The sequence below is a fragment of the Methylobacterium sp. PvP105 genome, from assembly GCF_017876975.1.
In the GTDB taxonomy this organism is placed as follows: Bacteria; Pseudomonadota; Alphaproteobacteria; order Rhizobiales; family Beijerinckiaceae; genus Methylobacterium; species Methylobacterium radiotolerans.
The window spans coordinates 1811047-1830318 of the sequence record NZ_JAGIPA010000001.1; the positions used below are offsets into that span (position 1 = coordinate 1811047).

Consider the following 19272-nt stretch of genomic DNA (forward strand, 5'->3'; position numbering starts at 1 on the left):
CGGTCTGTCGATACGAAGAAGGGGCGCGGATATCATCCGCGCCCCTTCTTCGTAAGGGTCTCGAAGAACCGGGGCGCGCGGCCCTGGCCGGGCTCAGACCCGCTTGGCCAGCAGCTGCTCGATCAGCGAGCCGCCCTTGTCGATGGCCGCCAGCTCCTCGGCCACCGCGTTCACGGTGTCGCGGATCTGGTCGGGCGTGTGCTCGGAGGTGAGGAAGAAGCGCAGGCGCGAGGCCCGCTCCGGCACCGCAGGGTGGATGATCGGCTGCACGTTGATGCCCCGGCGGAACAGCCGGTCCGACAGGGTCACGGCCTTCAGCGAATCGCCGACGATGATCGGCACGACCGCGAGGCCGAGGCTGAAACCGGTGTCGAGGCCGAGCTTCTTGGCGGTGGCCAGGAACAGGGTGCCGTTCTGGCGCAGGCGCTCGACCCGCTCGGGCTCGGCGTGCATCACGGCGAGCGCCGCCTCGGCCGCGGCCGCGAGCGGCGGCGACATGCCGACGCTGTACACGAAGCCGCCGGCGGTGTGCTTCAGGTACTCGATCAGCGCGATCGGGCCGCAGATGTAGCCGCCGCAGGTCGACAGGGTCTTCGACAGCGTGCCCATCCAGATGTCGACCTCGCGGGGGTCGACACCGCAATGCTCGAACAGGCCGGCGCCGGTCCGGCCGGTGACGCCGAGGCCGTGCGCCTCGTCGACCATCAGCCACGCGTCGTAGCGCTTCTTGAGGGCGACGAGCCCGGCGAGGTCCGGCGCGTCGCCGTCCATGCTGTAGAGGCCCTCGACCACGATCAGCGCCCGGCGATGCTCGTGGCGGGTCGACTGGAGCAGGGTTTCCAGGGCGTCGAGATCGTTATGCGCGAAGGAGCGCCGCTGGGCGCCCGACAGCTGCGCGCCGGTGACGATGCTGTTGTGGGACAGCGCGTCGTGGAAGATCACGTCGCCGGCTTCCAGCAGGGCGCCGATGGTCGTGACGTTGGTGGCGTGGCCGCTCACCATCACGATGCAGCCCTCGGACTGGTAGTGCTTGGCCAGCGCCTGCTCGAGGCTGATGTGCCCCGGCCGCTCGCCCGCCACGACGCGGCTCGCCGACGCGGAGGTGCCGTAAGCCTCGATCGCCTCCCGGGCGGCGTTGCTCACCCGCGGATGGCCGTTCAGGCCGAGGTAGTCGTAGGACGAGAAGTTGGTGAAGCTCTTCTGGTCGATCCGCGTCGTGGCCCCGGCCTTGGCGTCGTGGACGCGGAAGAACGGGTTGCCCAGGCCGATCAGATCGGCCGCCTGGCGCTGGAGCTTCAGCTCGCGGTAGCCCGGCAGGTTCTCGAAGTTCTGCGCCGCCGACTTGCCGGCGGGAGAGGCCGTCTTGACGGGGGCCGGGCGCGGCGTCGCGCGCCCGAGCCGGTTGGTCACGAAGCCGGCGAGCGCCGCGCGCCCACCGTCCGGCCGTGCCGTGTCGGTCATGAGTTGGTCTCTTTGATCTCGCTGGACGTCTGCTCGATGAGTTCCTTGAGAGGCGCGAGGATCTGCGCATCGACCTCACCGCCGACATGCTTCGAGACGAGGCTCATCGCGACGCCGGCCGTCTCGTCCATGGGCGCGGAAACCGCCTGAATTAAGGACTCCGACAGCTCATTGACGGTCATGCCCGACGAAAGTCCGGCGGGCGGCGCGTCGAGGGCGAAGCGCTCCTGCAGGCTGGCGCCGAGCTCGACGCCCATCAGCGAGTCGAGGCCGATCTCCGAGAGCTGGCGCACGCGGCTGATGTCGTCCTTCGGCAGCCGCAGGATGCGGGCGATGTCCTCGACGATCGCGTCCGACACGGTCTTGCGGACCGCGTCGAGGTCGCCGCCCTTGAGCAGCGCGGCGATGTTGATCGCCTGGACGCCGCCGGCCTCGGCCTGCTGGTCGGACCCGAGTTCCGCGTAGCTCGGCGAGCGCATGGTGGCGAGACGCTCGCGCGCCTTGCCCCAGTGCATCGCCGCGATGGCGATGACGCCCTCGTCCGGGGACGCGCCCTGGCTGCCCAGCGCCTCGGCCATCAGGTCGAGGCAGCGGCGGGCCTCCATCGGCGTGACGCCGACGCGGCCGGCGAGGCCTTCCATGACCGCCCTGTTGCGGGCGAGCATGCCGACATCGCCGATGGCGCCCCAGGCCACCGCCAGCGCGGGCAGGCCGCGGCGGCGGCGCTGGCGCGCGAGGCCTTCCATGAAGCCGTTGGCGGCCACGTAGGAGCCCTGGCCCGGATTGCCGATGAAGGTCGTCGCCGAGGAGAACAGGACGAAGTAGTCCAGGCTCCGGTCGCGGGTGGCGGCGTCGAGGTGCTGCGCGCCGATCACCTTCGGGCCGATCACCGCGTCGAGCGCCGCGGCGTCGATGTTGGAGATCAGGCCGTCCTGAAGAACCGCCGCGGCGTGGAGCACGCCGGCCAGCTTCTTGCCGCCCTGCTCGATCCCGGCGATGAGCCGGTCCACCGAGGCGCGGCTGGTGATGTCGACGGCCTTGGCCTCGACGGTCACGCCCCGGGCCGACAGCTCCGCGACGATCGCCTTGGCCTCGTCGGTGGCCGCGCCCTTGCGGCCCGCGAGCACGAGGTGCTTGGCGCCCCGGTCGATCAGCCAGCGCGCCGCCTCCAGGCCGAAGCCGCCGAGGCCGCCGGTCAGCAGGTGGACACCCTCGGCCGAGACCGCGAACGGGCGGGCCGTGTCCTTCATGATCGTGCCGGCCTTGGGCGGGCTGATCACGATCTTACCGATGTGGCCGGACTGCTGCATCAGCCGGAACGCGTCCGAGGTCTCGGCCGCCGTGAACGGCTGGTACGGCAGGGGCTTCAGGCCGCCGTCGTTGAACAGCGCCATGACCTCGCGGAACATCCGCGCGCCGTCGTCGCCCTGGTGCTGGATCACCTGATCGAGGTCGACGCCGAAGTAGCTGAGGTTCCGCCGGAACGGGCGCAGGCCGATATGGGTGTTGGCGACGTAGTCGCGCTTACCCAGCTCGACGAAGCGGCCGAACGGCCGGAGCGCGTTGAGCGAGCGCTCCATCGCCTCGCCGAACAGGCTGTTCAGCACGATGTCGACGCCGTCGCCGGTGATCGCCCGGACCTCGTCCACGAAGGCGAGGGAGCGGGAATCGAGCACGTGCTCGGCGCCCAGCGCCTTCACCAGCGCCCGCTTCTCGCGGGAGCCGGCCGTGGCGATGACCCGCGCGCCCTTGAGCTTGGCGATCTGCAGGGCCGCGAGGCCGACACCGCCCGCGCCGCCGTGGACCAGCACCCATTCGCCGCGCCGCATCCGGGCGCAGGAGACGAGGCCGTAATAGGCGGTGAGGAAGGCCACCGGCACGGTGGCGGCCGCCATCGGGTCGAGGCCCTGCGGCATCGGCGCGACGACGAGGTCCGGCACCACGATGTGCGTCGCGAAGCCCGACTGGGCGAAGGCGACGACCGGGTCGCCGACCTTGAAGCCCTTCACGCCCGGGCCGACGGCCGTGACGCGGCCGGCGCACTCGAGGCCGAGGCGGGGGCCGGCGAAGCCGTCCTCCAGGATCTCCTCGGGGAGCATCGAGAGCGCCCAGAGCACGTCGCGGAAGTTGAGGCCGGTGGCCTCGACCGCGATCTCCATCTCGCCCTTGCCGGGGGCGCGGCGCTCGGCCGGACCCCAGACCATCTCGCTGAGGCCGCCGGTGTTGCTGCGCTCCAGGCGCGCGGCCTCCGCCGGGACGGCGTCGGCCGGATCCCGGTGCTGCGGCCGGCCGGCGTGGAAGCGCACGACCTGGGTCCGCTCGTCGTCCAGCACGATCTCGGTCTCCGGCGTGCCGGAGAGGATGAGGTCGCGCAGGCGCTCGGAGGCGCGCTTCGACGACATCTCGGGGGAGAGGTCGATGCGGCGGACGTCGAGGTTCGGGGCCTCGTTGGCGAGCGTGCGGGAGAAGGCCCACACGCCGGCCTCGATGTTGGTGGTCTGGCCGCCGCGGTCGCGGGTGGCGCCGGGCGCCACGACCCAGAGTCGGGTCTGGCGGGATCCCAGATGCTCGGTGCAGCGCTTCAGGCTGAGGCAGCGGTCGCGCAGCCGCTCGGCCGCCTCGCCGCCGCGGGTGAAGGCGCCGGCCAGGAACACCACCGTGTCGGGGGTCTCCTTCTCCAGCTCCATCAGGGAGGTCTCGGAGTCGAGGATGATCGAGACGTGCACGCCGCCCGCGACCAGCAGGGTGGCCAGGGAGGAGGCGGTCTCGGCCGCGAACTCGTCGTCCGAGCCGATGATGAAGGCGAAGCTCTGCGCCGGGGCCGGGCCCGGGCGCACCGGCGCCTCGGCCGTCAGCAGCAGGTCGTCGCCGTTGGCCGACGCCGCCCGCTCGACCTCGACCTTGACCAGGCCGTGGGCGCTCAGGATGCGCTGCCAGCCCTCGATGTCCTCGAGCCGGCCCACGGGCAGGCCGCCCGCGGCCTCCTCGAACCAGCCGGCCGTGAGACCGAACACGAGGTCGCGGAACAGGGAGGCCCCCGGCTCCACCGCCACCAGCAGGCCGCCGGTGGCGAGCGCCCCGGCGAGCTGGCCCGGCAGGGCGCGGTCGCCGCGATGCAGGCTGCCCGAGGCCAGGATCAGGTCGAAGCTGCCGGGCGCGAGCTCCTCGGCGGTCTCGACCACGGCGGCGGCGCGGCCGAGCGACAGGCGGGCGCGCTCGGCGAGCCGGCGGTCGGTCTCGAAGACCGTGAGCCGGGCCTCGGCGGCGGCCGCGAAGGTCGCGGTCTGGGCCGAGAGCGGGCCGAAGCCGACCTGCAGGACCCGCAGCGCCCGCTCCTTCGGGAGCTGGGCGCGGCTCCGCTCGATCAGGTCGGCGACCACGTCGGCGCCGTGGCGCGCGGTGGCCGAGCGCAGCACGAAGGCGTCGATCGCCCCCTGCGGCAGGGCCGGCGCGTCGCTCAGCGTGCCGGCGAGCAGCCGGTCGACCAGGGCGCCGACATCGGCGATCAGCACCAGCTCGGCCGAGAGATCCGGGTGGTCGCCGGCGATCCAGCGCATGATCTCGTCGGGCGCGGGCAGGGCGGAGCCGTCGCCGAGCGTCCAGTTCGGGCCCGCGCGCTCGGCGAGGCCGCTGCTCTCCAGGGCGTAGAGGGCGTTCAGCAGCCAGGGGCGCAGGGCCTCCGGCACGCGGCTGTCGGTGACCGTGACGGTCTCGCCCTGCGCCAGCCCGGAGGCCAGGCGGTAGGCGAGCGAGGTCGCCCAGCCCTCCAGCAGGAGGTGGCCCGGCGAGAGGGCGGCGTCGGCCGGCCCCTTCGCCTCGGCGGCGAGCGGGCGCAGACGCGCGGCCACGCTCGGGCGGCGCTCCATCGGGATCGCGGTCGGCTCGGTGGCGAGCTCCGGCACCTGCGAGATCGCGAAGGCCGAGAGGTCGCCGCCGCTCTTGGCGCGCAGGGCCTGGAACCGGCCCTCGCGGATCGTGGCGATGACCGCGCCCTCGGCGTCGAGGAGCGTGAAGTCCGCCAGGATCGAGCGCTCGTTGCAGCGGCGGGTCCGGATGATCGAGCGGGCGATCACCGCGCCGGGGCGCAGCAGCCGCACCTCGCCGAAGCGCACCGGGATATAGGCCTTGCCGCCGTTCTCGCCGAGCAGGTCGGCGAAGAGCAGGATCAGCCCGTGGAAGCAGGCGTCCAGCCGGTTCGGCACGAGGCCGTAGCGGGTGTCGGGCTCGGCCGGCAGCAGGTCGGACACGATGGTGGCGTCGTCGAGCCGGGCGCTCATCGCCACCTGCTGGAAGCTCGGGCCGAAGCCGAGCCCGGAGGCGAGGGCCTTGGCGTAGAGCGCGTCGCCGGTGAGGACGTGGTCGCCCGCGGTCTCGAAGCTGAAGCCGTCGAGATCCGGCGCCTTCGGGTCCGAGAAGCTGCCCTCGACGATCTTCGCCTGGGCGTGGAGCTGCCAGGGGGTCTGGGTCAGGCGCGGACGGCTCAGCACCTGGATGCCGTTGCCGGAACCCGACAGGCGCACCGCGACCTCGCGCAGGGCGTCCTCGGCGAACACCATCGGCGCCACGATCTCGAAGTCGGCGAGCACGACCGCGTCGTCGCGCAGGGCCTCGCGGACGCAGGCCAGCGCCATCTCGACGAAGCCGGCACCCGGCATGATCACCTGGCCGTCGACCTTGTGATCCTCCAGCTCCGGCACGGTCACCGGATCGACGAAGCCGTTCCACTCCAGCCCGTCGAAGGCCGTGCGCGACCCGATCAGCGGGTGGTAGGGGCGGGGGCTCATCGCGCCCACGCCCTCGGTGGTGTCGGCGAGGCGGAACGGGCGGCGCTGCCAGGGGTAGGTCGGCAGGCGCACGTCGCCCTTCGGCGCGTCGCCGAACAGCAGCGTCTCGTCGACCTGCGCGCCCTGGACGAGGGCGGCGCTGACCGCTTTGGCGATCGGGTCGCCGCCGGAGGCCTTGCGGTGCATCACGCCGACGGTGGCGGTCTCGATCCCGAGCGGCTCGACCGCGTCGCCGACGTGGGACATCAGGGTCGCGCGCGGGCCGACCTCGACGAAGACGCGGGCGCCGCGGCGGGTCGCGTCCTGCACGGCCTCGCAGAAGCGCACCGGCTCGCGGATGTTGCGCCACCAGTAGCCGGCGCCGAAATGGGAGCCGTCGAGCACGCTGCCCGTGACGGTGGAGACCATCGCGGTGGTGCCGGCCTTGGCCTTCAGCCCCGCGAGGTCGCGCAGCAGCGGCTTCTCGGTCGGATCCATCAGCCGGCCGTGGAAGGCGTAGGCGAGGTCGAGCTTGCGGCCGCGGCGGCGCTTGCGCGACAGGGCCTTGAGGGCGGCGTCGATGTCGGCCACCGGCCCGGCGACCGTGACGGCCTTGGGGCTGTTGTAGGCGGCGATGTCGAGGGTCGGGTAATCCTTGAGGAAGGTCTCGACCTCCTCGGACGGCATCAGCAGCACCGCCATGGTGCCCTGGCCGTGCGTCGTCTCCTGGTGGTGGCTGCGGTAGTAGATGACGCGGACCGCGTCCTCCAGGCTGAGGATCCCGGCGGCCTCGGCGGCCGCGATCTCGCCCACGCTGTGTCCGAGGACGTAGGACGGGATCAGGCCCTTCGCCTTGAGCGCGGCCGTCGAGGCGCTCTCGATGGCGAAGATCAGCGGCTGGGAGACGCTGGTCAGCGCGAGGCGCTCGTCGAGGTCGTCGGCGTAGAGCGCGTCCTTCAGCGACCAGTCCGAGTAGGCGCGGAACAGGGTGTCGATCCGGTCGAAGGTCGCGCGGAAGACCGCGTTCTCCTCGTAGGCCTCGCGGCCCATCCCGGCCCACTGGCTGCCGTTGCCCGAGTAGATGAACGCCACTTCGGCGACGCGGTCGACCGCGGTCCCGGTGAAGGCGTCCGGCGTGTCCTCGCCCTCGCCGACGGCGCGGAGCGCGGCGGCGACGTCGGCCTTGCCGTCGAGCGCGACGGCGAGGCGGGCGGGCATGCGCTCGCGGCGATGCGCCACCGCGGCCGCAACGGTCGCGACCTGCTCGGGGGCGGACTCGAGGCGCTCGGCGTAGTCGAGGGCGAGCTCGTTCAGCGCGGCGCGGCTCTGGGCCGAGAGCAGCAGCACCTGGGCCTGGGGCTCCGCGGTCGCGGCGGCGGGCTTCGCCCAGGCGGGGGCGTCGGTGATGACGACGTGGGCGTTGGTGCCGCCGAAGCCGAAGGAGTTGACGCCGGCGAAGCGCTCGCGGGCGCCGCGGCTGATCGGCATCGCTTCCCGCACGACGTGCAGGTTGAGCTCGCCGAAGGGGATCTCGGGGTTGAGCTCGGCCGCGTGCAGCGACGGCGGCACGAGGTCGTGCTCCAGGGCGAGCGTCGCCTTCATCAGGCCGGCGAGGCCGGAGACCGGCTCGGTGTGGCCGATATTGGTCTTGATCGAGCCGATCGGCAGCGGCGCCTGCCGCCCGCGGCCGAGCTTCGAGCCGATGGCCGAGGCCTCGATCGGGTCGCCCACCGGCGTGCCGGTGCCGTGCGCCTCCATGAAGGCGAGGTCGTCGAGCCGGATCTCGGCCTCGCGATAGACCTTCTCCAGCAGGGCACCCTGGGCGTAACCCGAGGGGAGGGAGATGCCGGTGGTCCGGCCGTCGGAGTTGATGCCGGAGGCGGCGACCACGGCGCGCACGGTGGCGCCGTTGCGCCGCGCGGCCTCGGCCGATTGCAGCACGAACACCACGCCGCCCTCGGAGCGCACGTAGCCGTCGGCGTTCTTGGAGAACGCCTGGCACAGGCCGGTGCGCGAGAGCATCTGCGCGGTGGAGAAGCAGATGAAGTTGAACGGGCTCGCCAGCACGTTCACGCCGGCGACGACCGCGGTGTCGACGCGGCCCGACCGGATCGCCTGCACGGCGTTGTCGAAGGCGACGAGCGAGGACGAGCAGGCCGTGTCGACCGTGAAGCTCGGGCCCTTCAGGTCGAAGATGTAGGAGATGCGGTTCGAGATGATCGAGAGCGTGTTGCCGGTCGCCGCGTAGGCGTCGCCCGACGGCGCGTCGAGGATGCGCAGGTTGCCGTAATCGAGGGACGAGGCACCGACGAACACGCCGATGTTGCTGCCGGCGACGCTCGACGGGCGCAGGCCCGCGTCCTCGAGGGCTTCCCAGGTCAGCTCCAGCAGCATCCGCTGCTGCGGGTCCATCTGCTCGGCCTCGCGGGGCGAGATGCCGAACACCGCCGGATCGAACGACCACACGTCGTCGATGACGCCCGCCGCCCAGGTGTAGCTCTTGCCGCGCTCATGGGCGCGCGGGTGGGCGAACCGCTCCAGGGAGAACCGGTCGGCCGGCACCTTGCTGACGGCGCAGCGCCCCTCGGAGAGGAGTGACCACAGGCCGTCCACGCTGGGGGCCCCGGGCAGTCGGCATGCGCGTCCGACGATCGCAATGTCTGTACGTTGTGTCACGTTCGGTTCGCACACGCTCGTTATCGGAAGTCGGCTCGGCTCTCGACGAGTGAGTACCCTCTCACCCCTTACTGTGGCACCATTGCGGTGTCCAACCAGCCCCAACGCGAGGTCATCCCTGCGTGGCAAAATTGCCGGAGGCTGTGACATGTATTCATCAGAAGCTTATCCAATTCCTGCGGCCAAAACGCCAAGTTTGAACCGCCGGACCGGCTTTCGAGACGCGGGCTCGATCACGAGAAAGCCACAGTTGCGCCTCCGCGGCCGCCGCCCGTCTAGCGGCATCGATGCCGATTCCGGAAGAAATCTTCGCGGTGTCGGGTAGATCCCGCACAGGAATCCGGGTCCGCGAGCTCGCGCGGCGACGATCAAGACCCGATCCGGGCGACGCTCTCCTTGGTTCGTCCGACCCCGCAATAGGTGAAACCGTGACGGGCGGCGCTCACCGGGTCGTAGATGTTGCGCAGGTCGATCAGCACGGGAGCCGCCTCGCCGGACGACATGGCCCGACGCAGCCGGTCGAGGTCGAGGGCCCGGAACGCGTTCCACTCGGTGACGATCACCACCGCATCCGCGCCCTCGGCGCAGGCGTAGGCGTTCTCGGCGTAATCCACAGCCGGCATCAGGATCCGGGCCTGCTCCATGCCCTCGGGATCGTAGGCGCGGACCACGGCGCCGGCATCCTGCAGGCCGGCCACGATCGCCAGCGAGGGCGCGTCGCGCATGTCGTCGGTGTTCGGCTTGAAGGTCAGGCCGAGCAGCGCCACCGTCTTGCCCCGCACCGACCCGCCGCAGGCCCTGATCACCTTGCGCGCCATCGCGCGCTTGCGCTGGTCGTTGACCGCCACCACCGTCTCGACCAGCCGCAGCGGCGTGCCGGCGTCCTGCGCCGTCTTGACCAGCGCCAGCGTGTCCTTGGGGAAGCACGAGCCGCCGTAGCCCGGCCCGGCGTGCAGGAACTTCGACCCGATCCGGTTGTCCAGGCCGATGCCGCGCGCGACCGCCTGCACGTCCGCGCCCACCGCCTCGCACAGGTCCGCGACCTCGTTGATGAACGTGATCTTCGCCGCCAGGAACGCGTTCGCCGCGTACTTGGTCAGCTCGGCCGTGCGCCGCGACGTGACCATGATCGGCGCCTGGTTGAGGTAGAGCGGCCGGTAGACCTCGCGCATCACCGCCTCGGCGCTGGCCTCCTCGGCACCGACGACGATGCGGTCGGGGCGCTTGAAGTCGGCGATGGCCGCGCCCTCGCGCAGGAACTCGGGGTTCGACGCGACCGCGAACTGCGCCCCGGGGTTGGTCTCGCGGATGATGCGCTCGACCTCGTCGCCGGTGCCGACCGGCACGGTCGACTTGGTCACCACCACGGTGAAGCCGGACAGCGCGCCGGCGATCTCCCGGGCGGCGTCGAACACGAAGCTCAGGTCGGCGAAGCCGTCGCCGCGGCGGGAGGGCGTGCCCACCGCGATGAACACCGCGTCGGCCTCGGCCACGGCCTCCCGCATGGACGTGCTGAACGCGAGCCGGCCCTGGCGCACGTTCTCGGCGACCAGGACGTCGAGGCCCGGCTCGTAGATCGGCATGCGGCCGGCGTTCAGGCTGGCGATCTTGTCGGGGTCCCGGTCGACGCACACGACCGTGTGGCCGAAATCGGCCAGGCAGGCGCCGGAGACCAGGCCGACATATCCGGCCCCAATCATCGCAATCCGCATCGGGCCCTCCCGGCAGCTCGCCCTCGGCTTGCTGCGATGCAACATGATCCGGGGCGCACGCGGATGCAACCCGGGCCAGCCTGGATCTGCTCCAGTCTGTCACGGGAATGCAACACCCGCGAAGGATGACTGTAGTTTGACAGCCGGCCGCGGGGCGGCCCGCATCGGCCGCCGGTCCGCGGGTCGCGCCTCCGCGAAGGCGCGCGGGGCGGCTTCGCAGCGCGGGCGGCTTCCTGTAGAAGCGCCCCCGCCCGGCGGGGAGGCCCGGATCCGCCCCGAGGACCCGACCCAAGGATCGGTGAAGGACCGCGATGACCGAATTGCCCAACGTGCACGTGCGTGCCGAGGTCCTGGCCCAGGCGCTGCCCCACATGCAGCGCTACGACCAGGAGATCGTGGTCATCAAGTACGGCGGCCACGCCATGGGCGACCGGGCCGCGGCCGAGGACTTCGCCGAGGACATCGTCCTCCTGGAGCAATCCGGGCTGAAGCCGATCGTCGTGCACGGCGGCGGTCCGCAGATCGGCAAGATGCTCGACCGGCTCGGCATTCAGTCCGAGTTCCGCGGCGGCCTGCGCGTCACCGACGAGGCCACCGTCGAGGTCGTCGAGATGGTCCTGGCGGGCCTGATCAACAAGCAGATCGTCGGCTGGATCTCCGCCGAGGGCGGCCGGGCGGTCGGCCTGTGCGGCAAGGACGGCAACATGGTCCGGGCCAAGCGGGCGATGAAGACCGTCGTCGATCCCGAGAGCCACGTGGAGCAGACCGTCGATCTGGGCCTCGTCGGCGAGCCGGACCACGTCGAGCGCGGCGTCCTCGACGCGGTGCTCAAGGCCGAGCTGATCCCGGTCCTCGCGCCGGTCGCCTACGGGGCGGACGGGCAGACCTACAACGTCAACGCCGACACCTTCGCGGGGGCGATCGCCGGGGCGCTCCGGGCCAAGCGCCTGCTGCTGCTCACCGACGTGCCGGGCGTGCTCGACAAGGACAAGAAGCTGATCCCCGAGCTGACCGTGGAGGATTGCCGGCGCCTGATCGCCGACGGCACCATCACGGGCGGGATGATCCCGAAGATCGAGACCTGCATGTACGCGATCGAGCGCGGCGTCGAGGCGGTCGTCATCCTCGACGGCAAGGTCAACCACGCCGTGCTCCTCGAGCTGTTCACCGATTACGGTGCCGGCACCCTGATCCGTCGGGGCTGAGAACGCGGCCGCCCGCGCACCGCGCCGCCCCCGAGGGCGCGGTGCGGTGCGCGGACGCAACCTCCGCGCGCCCGGCGCATTGTCGTACCCCCGCCCGCCCCGGAGGGGCCGGCCTCACAAGGTCCGGACAAGCATCAAACTTGCGAGCTTGGCCGTTCCGGTCCAGATTCCGGGGCAACAGCAACCTGAGGGGTTCCGGTGCACCACCCCGACAAGGCCCAGTTCACCACGCCGGCGGCGCGCGGCTTCGCCGATGTCGACACCTGGGTGTTCGATCTCGACAACACCCTCTACCCGAGCGACGCCGCGGTCTGGCCGAAGGTCGACGAGCGCATCACCCTGTACGTGATGCAGCTCTACGGGCTCGACGGCATCTCGGCCCGCGCCCTGCAGAAGTACTTCTATCACCGCTACGGCACGACGCTGTCGGCGCTGATGGTCGAGTCGCGGATCGATCCGCACGACTTCCTCGACTTCGCCCACGACATCGACCACTCGTCGATCAAGCTCGACAAGAGTCTCGGCGACGCGATCGAGCGGCTGCCCGGGCGCAAGCTGATCCTGACCAACGGGTCGCGCCGCCACGCCGAGAACGTCGCCGGCAAGCTCGGCATCCTCGACCACTTCGAGGACGTGTTCGACATCGCCGCCGCCGACTTCGTCCCGAAGCCGGAGCGCACGACCTACGAGCGGTTCCTGGAGAAGCACGCCGTCGAGCCGACCCGGGCCGCCCTGTTCGAGGACATCGCCCGCAACCTCGCGGTGCCGCACGACCTCGGCATGGCGACCGTGCTGGTGGTTCCGAAGGTCACCGATCCCTATCGCGAGGCCTTCGAGCAGGAGGCGGTGCGCGAGCCGCATATCGACCACATCACGGACGATCTCGCCGCCTTCCTCTCCGCCTGCGTGCTGCCCGAAGTGCGGTCGGGATCCGAGGAGCGCGGCTGACGCGAAGCCGGGCGGCGCGGTCGCGGTGCCTCCGCGGCTGGGGGAGGGGCGCGGCGAAGACCCGGCCCCACCTGGAGGAGCGGGACGCGGCGGAGCTCCGTCCGGGATCGATCGCACGATCCGACATCCCGGCGGCGCCGCGGATCGATCGCGCCCGTACCCAATCGACAAGCCGGCGGCGATCCTGTAGAGAGCCGCCCAACTCACAACAGGATCGCCGAAATCCTGGCGCCGATCGCCCATGAGGGGCGGAACGGCGCGACGGCCGGAGCTATGCCATGAACATCATCGAGCAGCTGGAGCGCGAGGAAGTCGCGCGCCTCGCCAAGACCATCCCGGATTTCGAGCCGGGCGATACGCTCATCGTCAACGTCCGCGTGAAGGAAGGCGAGCGCACCCGCGTGCAGGCCTACGAGGGCGTCTGCATCGCCCGCTCGGGCGGCGGCCTCAACGAGAGCTTCACGGTCCGCAAGATCTCGTACGGCGAGGGCGTGGAGCGCGTCTTCCCGGTCCATTCCCCGATGATCGACTCGATCAAGGTGGCCCGCCGCGGCAAGGTGCGCCGTGCCAAGCTGTACTACCTGCGCGACCGGCGCGGTAAGTCGGCCCGCATCGTCGAGCGCACCGACCGCTACAAGGCTAAGGACACCCCGGCCGCGGCGCCCGCCGCCGAGTAAGCCGTTCGACCGCTCCGCGGGCCGGAGCGGTCGCCTGCTTTCAGACCGGTCCGGCTCAGCCGGGCCGGTTTTTTTCTTGGCCGACAGTCTCGTCCAGGCCGCCGGCACGCCACCTCAGGCAGCCCGGATCCCGTCGAGGAACCGGTGGATCTCGGCGGAGAGCTGCTCGGACCTGCGCGACAGGTCGATCGCGGCGCCGAGAACCCGCTCAGCCGCGTCGCCCGTCGCCTCGGCACCCTGCGACACGTCGGCGATGTTGCCGGTGACGGCCTCCGTGCCGGCCGCCGCGCGCGCGACGCTGCGCACGATCTCCTCGGTGGTCGCCCCCTGCTGCTCGATCGCGGCCGCCACGGTCGCGGCAAGCGTACTGACCTCACCCATGGTGCGACCGATCCCGTGGATCGCCTCGACGGCCTGCCGGGTCGAGGCCTGGACCGCGCCGGTCCGCGCGGCGATCTCCTCGGTCGCGGCCGCGGTCTGCTCGGCCAGCGCCTTGACCTCGCCCGCCACGACGGCGAAGCCCCGGCCGGCCTCGCCGGCCCGGGCCGCCTCGATCGTGGCGTTGAGGGCCAGGAGGTTGGTCTGTCGGGCGATGCCCGCGATCATGCTGGCGACGACCCCGATCTGCTCGGCCCCGTCGGCGAGATCGCCCACGAGGGCGTCCGTGCGCTGCGCCTCGGTCGCCGCCCGCGCGGTCTTGGCCGACGATTGCGCCATCCGTCCGGAGATCTCCTGGATGGTGATCGCCATCTCCTCGGTGGCCGCGGCGACGCTCTGCACGCTCCCGGCGGTCTCCTGCGCGGCCCCGGCGACGCGCGTCGCCCGGGCACTCGTGCGCGAGGCCGTCCGCGCCATCGCCTCGGCGGTCGCCTGCATCTCGGTCGCGGCCGCGGAGACGCCCGTCATCAGCGCACCGGCCTGGGCCTCGAACGCCCGGGTGAGCGCGTCGAGGCTCTGCGCGTGCCGGGCCTTGGCCTCCGCTTCCTGCGCGGCCGCCCGGTCCATGGCGGCCTTGGCGACCAGGGCCTGTCGGAAGACTTCGACGGTCCGGGCCATCTCGCCGATCTCGTCTGTCCGCTCGAGCCCGGGTATCGGCTCCGCGCCGTCGCCCTGAGCCAGCACCTGCATCCGGCGGCCGAGCCGGTCGAGCGGCCGCGTGATGCCGCGCCCGATCAGGAGCGAGCCGATCACTCCCAGGGCGCCGAGCCCGAGCAGAAGGCCGATCGCCGCGAGGGCGAGCGCCTGGAAGGCGGCCTTGATGTCGTCGGTGTAGGTCCCCGCCGCGATCAAGATGTCCCAGGGCGCGAACCTGACGGCGAGCGTCGTCTTCGGAGACAGGCCTTCATGCCCGGGCCGGGGATAGAGATAGCTCATCGTAGCCGTGTCGGACTTCTTCAGCAGATCGGTCAGGGTCCCGGCCACGCGAACGCCGTTGACCCGAGTCTCCAGCTGATTGCTGCCGACGAGTCGGCGGTCGGGAACCGCCAGCGCCGTTCCGTCCATCGCGTAGATGGCGACGTAGTTGGTGCCCGTGTCGAAGCGCATGGCCATGGCGGTCTCGACCAGTGCCGCCAGGGCCGCCTCCCGGGACAGAGCGCCGCTCCTGACCCGGGTCTCGAGGCTTTGCGCATAGGTGGTGAACAGCTCCGTGACCGTGCGCAGGGACTGCAGCCTCTCCGACAGCATTTCCTGATAATACATTCGCAATCCGGCAGCGCCGATGACCGCGATAAGCATTGTTATGAGCGAAATCTGCGCCATCATTCGACGTGAAAGGCTTTTACTGAAAAATATTCTGATCATAATACATACCGCAGGAGCGCCAGCATCGGAGATGCTGCGGTGAGACCTGATAAATCTGCGCGTACATGTCAACGCAAGCCCGAGGATCCGGGGCGAGATCTGAAAGAGGATAGGATCAGCGGTGCAGAGCGGACGAAGAGGTCGTCGGCCACGACGCGGTCTGCATCGGGCGGAGGAACGGGCCGCGGAACGGCGATGGAGAACCTGAGATCTTGCCCGCGGCGCGCGGACGAAACGTCCCGGCCGTCCGCGGCAGCTGGGCGAAGTCGGCCCATTGCGGGCGCCGCTCGGGCGCGATCGGGGATGATATCGGCGGCGGATCGGCGTGGCGCCGCGGCCCGGCACAACCGCGCTGCCAAGATCGGGGTCAGGCGGCTAGCCGATCCGTGCGGTCACCTCGATCTCGACGCGCATCTCGGGGCGCAGAAGGCCCGCCACGATCACGATCGTGGCGGCCGGTCGGACATCTGCCAGCACCCGGCCGCAGACCGCCAGCACGGCCTCGGCATCGTCCCGGTCGGTGACGTAGTAGGTGGCGCGCACGAGGCCGGCGAGGCCGGTCCCGGCCTCGGCGAGAACCGAGCGGATCGTGCGCCAGCAGGCCTCGGCCTGCGCGGCGGCGCCGTCGGGCATCGTCATCGTGGCGTAGTCGTAGCCGGTCGTCCCAGACAGGTAGACGGTGTCGCCGTCGATTACCGCCCGGGAGTAGCCATAATCCCGCTCGAACGGGGAGCCCGAGGTGATCAGCCGCCGGCTCATCCGCCGCGCAGGGCTTCCAGCACCTTGCCGCCGGCGCGGCCCGTGGGCGTCATGCCGAGCCGGCGCTCCACGTCCTTGATGGCGTCGCGCGTCTTCTGGCCGACCTTGCCGTCCGGCTCGCCGACGTCGTAGCCGCGGGCGGCCAGCCGGGTCTGGAGATCGCGCCGCTCGGCCCGCGACAGGGGCGGGTCGTCGGTCGGCCACGCCGCCTGGACGCCGGCCTTGCCGCGCAGCCGGTCGGACAGGACCGCGATGGCGAGGCCGTACGACTCGGCGGCGTTGTACGAGTAGATCGCGTCGAAGTTCCTGGTGACCAGGAAGGCCGGCCCGTCGATGCCGGCGGGCGCGATGATCCCGGCCGGCCCCTCGCCCGAGAGCGGACGGCCGTCCACGCGGGTCACGCCGAGCGACGCCCAGTGGGCGACCGGCTTCTTGTTCTTGCGCCCGGCGGCGGCGACGTTGAAGCCGCGGGGCAGCTTCACCTCGTAGCCCCAGACCTGACCGTGCTGCCACTTGGCGACGTGCAGGAAGTTCGCCGTGGAGGCGACGGCGTCGGCCGTCGAGTCGACCACGTCGCGCCGCCCGTCGCCGTCGCCGTCGACGGCGAGGCGGTGATAGGTGGTCGGCATGAACTGGGTCTGGCCGAAGGCGCCCGCCCAGGAGCCGGTCAGCCGCTCCGGCGCGATGTCGCCGCGCTCGATGATCCGCAGGGTGGCGATCAGCTCGCCGCGGAAGAAGTCCCGGCGGCGGTTGTTGGAGCAGGCCAGCGTCGCCAGCGACTGCACCAGGGGCATCTTGCCGAGGTTCTTGCCGAAATTCGACTCGACGCCCCAGACCGCCGCGATCGTGTACCGGTCGACCCCGTAGCGCGACTCGGCCTGGGCGAGCGCCGCCGCGTTCTGGCGCATGGCCGCGCGCCCGTCCTCGACCCGCTCGTCGTCGACGAGCGCCGCCATGTAGTCCCAGATCGGCGTCTTGAATTCGGGCTGCGCCTGGGACAGCTCGATCACCTTGTCGTCGTAGCTGATGCCGCTCGTGGCGGACCGGAAGGTCTGCGCCGAGACGCCCGCCGCCGCCGCCTGGGACTGGATGCCGGCGAGGCAGCTGTCGAAATCGGCCCGCGCCGGCAGGCTCGCCAAGGGCAGGACCGCGATGCCGGCGAGCAGCCCGAGCGCGCGCGCCGTCCTCGGTCCCGTCGGGTGCTTCGGCATGCTGACGATCCTCACGATGCGGAACGGAGTCTGGGCGCGGATTCAGGCGACATGTGGGTTAACGAACGGTGAGGAAACCCGCCTTACCTTGACCGATCTGCCTACCAACCGGTAGGTTGATGCGGAGCCGGCCCGCCAGTGGTCGGCCCCACCGAGCAGGGAGACAGGACGCATGATGAAGGACTGGAATCAGTACGGCGCCGAGCTCGTCAGCACGCTCGGGCGCATCGGTGCGGTGAGCCCGGACCTCCTCAAGGCCCACGATCAGCTCGCGGCGGCGGCCCCGACCGAGCGCAAGCTGGACGCGAAGACCCGCGAGCTGATCGCCCTCGCGGTGGCGGTGACGACCCGGTGCGACGGCTGCATCGCCGTGCATTCCGACGCCGCCCGCAAGGCCGGCGCGAGCAAGGAGGAGGTCGTGGAGGCGCTGGGCGTCGCGGTGGCGCTGAACGCCGGCGCCGCCCTGGTCTACACCGCCCGCGCCTTCGAGGCGTTCACCGGCGAGGCCGGCTGAACCGGCCGACCCGGGGCCGCGCCCCGGGACCTCGGGCGGCGCCGTGGCGCGTCATCGGGGCGGCCCGACGGCCCGGCCTTCGCCTCCCAGGCGGTCCAGATAGGCGCAGAGCATGTCGGCCAGGGCGTCCGCGCGGGTCTCCAGGGCGGCCTCGTCGCGGATCGACTCCGAGATGCGCTCGCCGACCGTGCCGAGCGTCGTCGCGATGATCTCGCCCGCGACCTGACGCTCCGCCTCGGGAACCGCCGGAAGGGCCGCGTGCAGGAACTCGCGGAAGGCCTGCGCGCCGGCCAGCTGCGGCTCCGCGGCCTCGGGCGCGTCGCGATAGGCGGGGGCGGCCGCGTCGAGGGCCCGGCGCATCGCGGCCTCCGCGCATTCCGAGCGCACGAAGGCGTGGACGGCGGCGCGCAGGCGCGCGCCGGGCGCCGTCGCAGGATCCGTCAGGATGCCGGCGAGGAGGGCGGTCGTGTCCCGCCACTCGTCGCTCTGCAACTGGAACAGGATCGCCGCCTTGTTGGGGAAGTACTGGTAGAGCGAGCCGATGCTGACGCCCGCGCGCTCGGCGACCCGCGCCGTCGTGAAGCGCTCCGCGCCGACCTCCCCCAGAACCTGAGTGGCCGCCTCCAGAACGGCCGCGACGAGGTCGCTGGAGCGCGCCTGCCGGGGCTGCTTTCGCTTGGAAATTCCGAGACTTGGCCGGTCGGGCATGGGGTGGTGCTCGGAACGCGAATAGGCGGGGGTAGGGGGCAGCGGTACTCTGCGTCGTGTTCAGTTGAACACGCAAGACGGACAGCAACGCGCCATGTCACTCTCAGCTTCCACACTCGCCGAACCGCGTATCGCCTCGCTGCTGGACAGTCTCTTCGTGCAGGCAGAGGCATCCTCACCGTTGAGCGCCGTCGGGGATCTCTCGGCGGACGAGCGGACGCGGCTCATGGGAAGCCGCACCGGCTACCGGGACTTCTACAGCCGGCTCAAGGACATGCCCCTCGCGGTCTCGCGGGAGACCGGCCGGCTGCTCTACATGCTCGCGCGGACCCGCCGGGCGCGCTCGATCGTCGAGTTCGGCACCTCCTTCGGCCTCTCGACCCTTCACCTCGCCGCGGCCCTGCGCGACAACGGCGGCGGCCGGCTTATCACCTGCGAGTTCGAGCCGTCCAAGGTGGTGCGGGCGCGGGCGAACCTGATGGCGGCCGGGCTCGCGGATCTCGTCGAGTTCCGCGAGGGCGACGCCCTCCAGACCCTCGGCCTCGACCTGCCCGACTCGGTCGACCTGCTGCTCCTCGACGGGGCGAAGGGGCTCTATCCGGAGGTTCTCAGCCTCGTGGAGAGCCGCCTCGGGCCGGGCGCCCTCGTGGTCGCCGACAACGCGGACCACAGCCCGGACTACCTGGCACGGGTGCGCGCGCCGAGCCGGGGCTACCTGTCGGTGCCGTTCGCCGACGACGTCGAACTGTCCATGCGGCTCGGGTGAGGCCGCATCCGGGTCGGACCGGCGGTCGCCTCAGCGCGACGCGACCGCCGTCGGGACGCGGATACCGCC

At 71.6% G+C, this 19272-nt stretch carries 12 protein-coding genes; 5 read left to right on the plus strand and 7 right to left on the minus strand.

Annotated features, from left to right (window positions below; translation table 11 throughout):
- Positions 1-93 precede the first annotated feature (93 nt).
- The 3 genes from J3A75_RS08700 to J3A75_RS08710 all read right to left on the minus strand — a co-directional run bounded on the left by J3A75_RS08700 (position 94) and on the right by J3A75_RS08710 (position 10612).
- Positions 94-1461, minus strand: coding sequence for an aminotransferase class I/II-fold pyridoxal phosphate-dependent enzyme (locus tag J3A75_RS08700; protein WP_012317954.1), 1368 nt, complete (start codon positions 1459-1461; stop codon positions 94-96).
- Positions 1458-8900, minus strand: a complete 7443-nt coding sequence (locus J3A75_RS08705) for a type I polyketide synthase (protein ID WP_209649991.1) — start codon at positions 8898-8900, stop codon at positions 1458-1460. Before J3A75_RS08705 ends, J3A75_RS08700 begins: the two co-directional genes overlap by 4 nt.
- A 368-nt stretch (positions 8901-9268) precedes the next feature.
- Positions 9269-10612: a UDP-glucose dehydrogenase family protein gene (locus J3A75_RS08710; protein ID WP_012317956.1), complete on the minus strand. Its 1344-nt coding sequence runs from the start codon at positions 10610-10612 to the stop codon at positions 9269-9271.
- Positions 10613-10923: 311 nt separating this feature from the next.
- Here J3A75_RS08710 and argB point away from each other — a divergent pair, with 311 nt between their 5' ends.
- From argB to rplS, 3 genes are all read left to right on the plus strand, one after another.
- A complete protein-coding gene (argB, locus tag J3A75_RS08715) occupies positions 10924-11817 on the plus strand; it encodes an acetylglutamate kinase (protein ID WP_012317957.1) in 894 nt (297 codons plus the stop codon).
- A 198-nt stretch (positions 11818-12015) separates the two neighbouring features.
- Positions 12016-12765, plus strand: coding sequence for a pyrimidine 5'-nucleotidase (locus tag J3A75_RS08720; RefSeq protein ID WP_209649994.1), 750 nt, complete (start codon positions 12016-12018; stop codon positions 12763-12765).
- A gap of 278 nt (positions 12766-13043) precedes the next feature.
- Positions 13044-13442, plus strand: a complete 399-nt coding sequence (gene rplS, locus J3A75_RS08725; protein WP_012317959.1) for a 50S ribosomal protein L19 — start codon at positions 13044-13046, stop codon at positions 13440-13442.
- Positions 13443-13556: 114 nt separating this feature from the next.
- Here rplS and J3A75_RS08730 read toward each other — a convergent pair whose 3' ends face one another.
- The 3 genes from J3A75_RS08730 to J3A75_RS08740 form a co-directional block, all read right to left on the minus strand.
- Positions 13557-15143, minus strand: a complete 1587-nt coding sequence (locus J3A75_RS08730; RefSeq protein WP_354404360.1) for a methyl-accepting chemotaxis protein — start codon at positions 15141-15143, stop codon at positions 13557-13559.
- A gap of 477 nt (positions 15144-15620) precedes the next feature.
- The gene (locus J3A75_RS08735) at positions 15621-16004 is read right to left on the minus strand and encodes a RidA family protein (protein WP_024830876.1); all 384 of its coding nucleotides are present in this window, start codon (positions 16002-16004) and stop codon (positions 15621-15623) included.
- On the minus strand, positions 16001-17215 hold the full coding sequence (locus J3A75_RS08740) for a lytic murein transglycosylase (RefSeq protein WP_012317962.1): 1215 nt from the start codon (positions 17213-17215) through the stop codon (positions 16001-16003). The genes J3A75_RS08735 and J3A75_RS08740 overlap by 4 nt, the downstream gene beginning before the upstream one ends.
- Positions 17216-17387: 172 nt before the next feature.
- Here J3A75_RS08740 and J3A75_RS08745 point away from each other — a divergent pair, with 172 nt between their 5' ends.
- Positions 17388-17729, plus strand: a complete 342-nt coding sequence (locus tag J3A75_RS08745; RefSeq protein WP_012317963.1) for a carboxymuconolactone decarboxylase family protein — start codon at positions 17388-17390, stop codon at positions 17727-17729.
- 51 nt (positions 17730-17780) lie between these two features.
- Here J3A75_RS08745 and J3A75_RS08750 read toward each other — a convergent pair whose 3' ends face one another.
- Positions 17781-18437 (minus strand): TetR family transcriptional regulator, encoded by a 657-nt coding sequence (locus tag J3A75_RS08750; RefSeq protein ID WP_043073243.1) that lies wholly within the window; start codon positions 18435-18437, stop codon positions 17781-17783.
- A gap of 94 nt (positions 18438-18531) precedes the next feature.
- On the opposite strand from J3A75_RS08750, the gene J3A75_RS08755 reads away from it, so the two are divergent.
- Positions 18532-19203, plus strand: coding sequence for an O-methyltransferase (locus tag J3A75_RS08755; protein WP_012317965.1), 672 nt, complete (start codon positions 18532-18534; stop codon positions 19201-19203).
- Positions 19204-19272 lie beyond the last annotated feature (69 nt).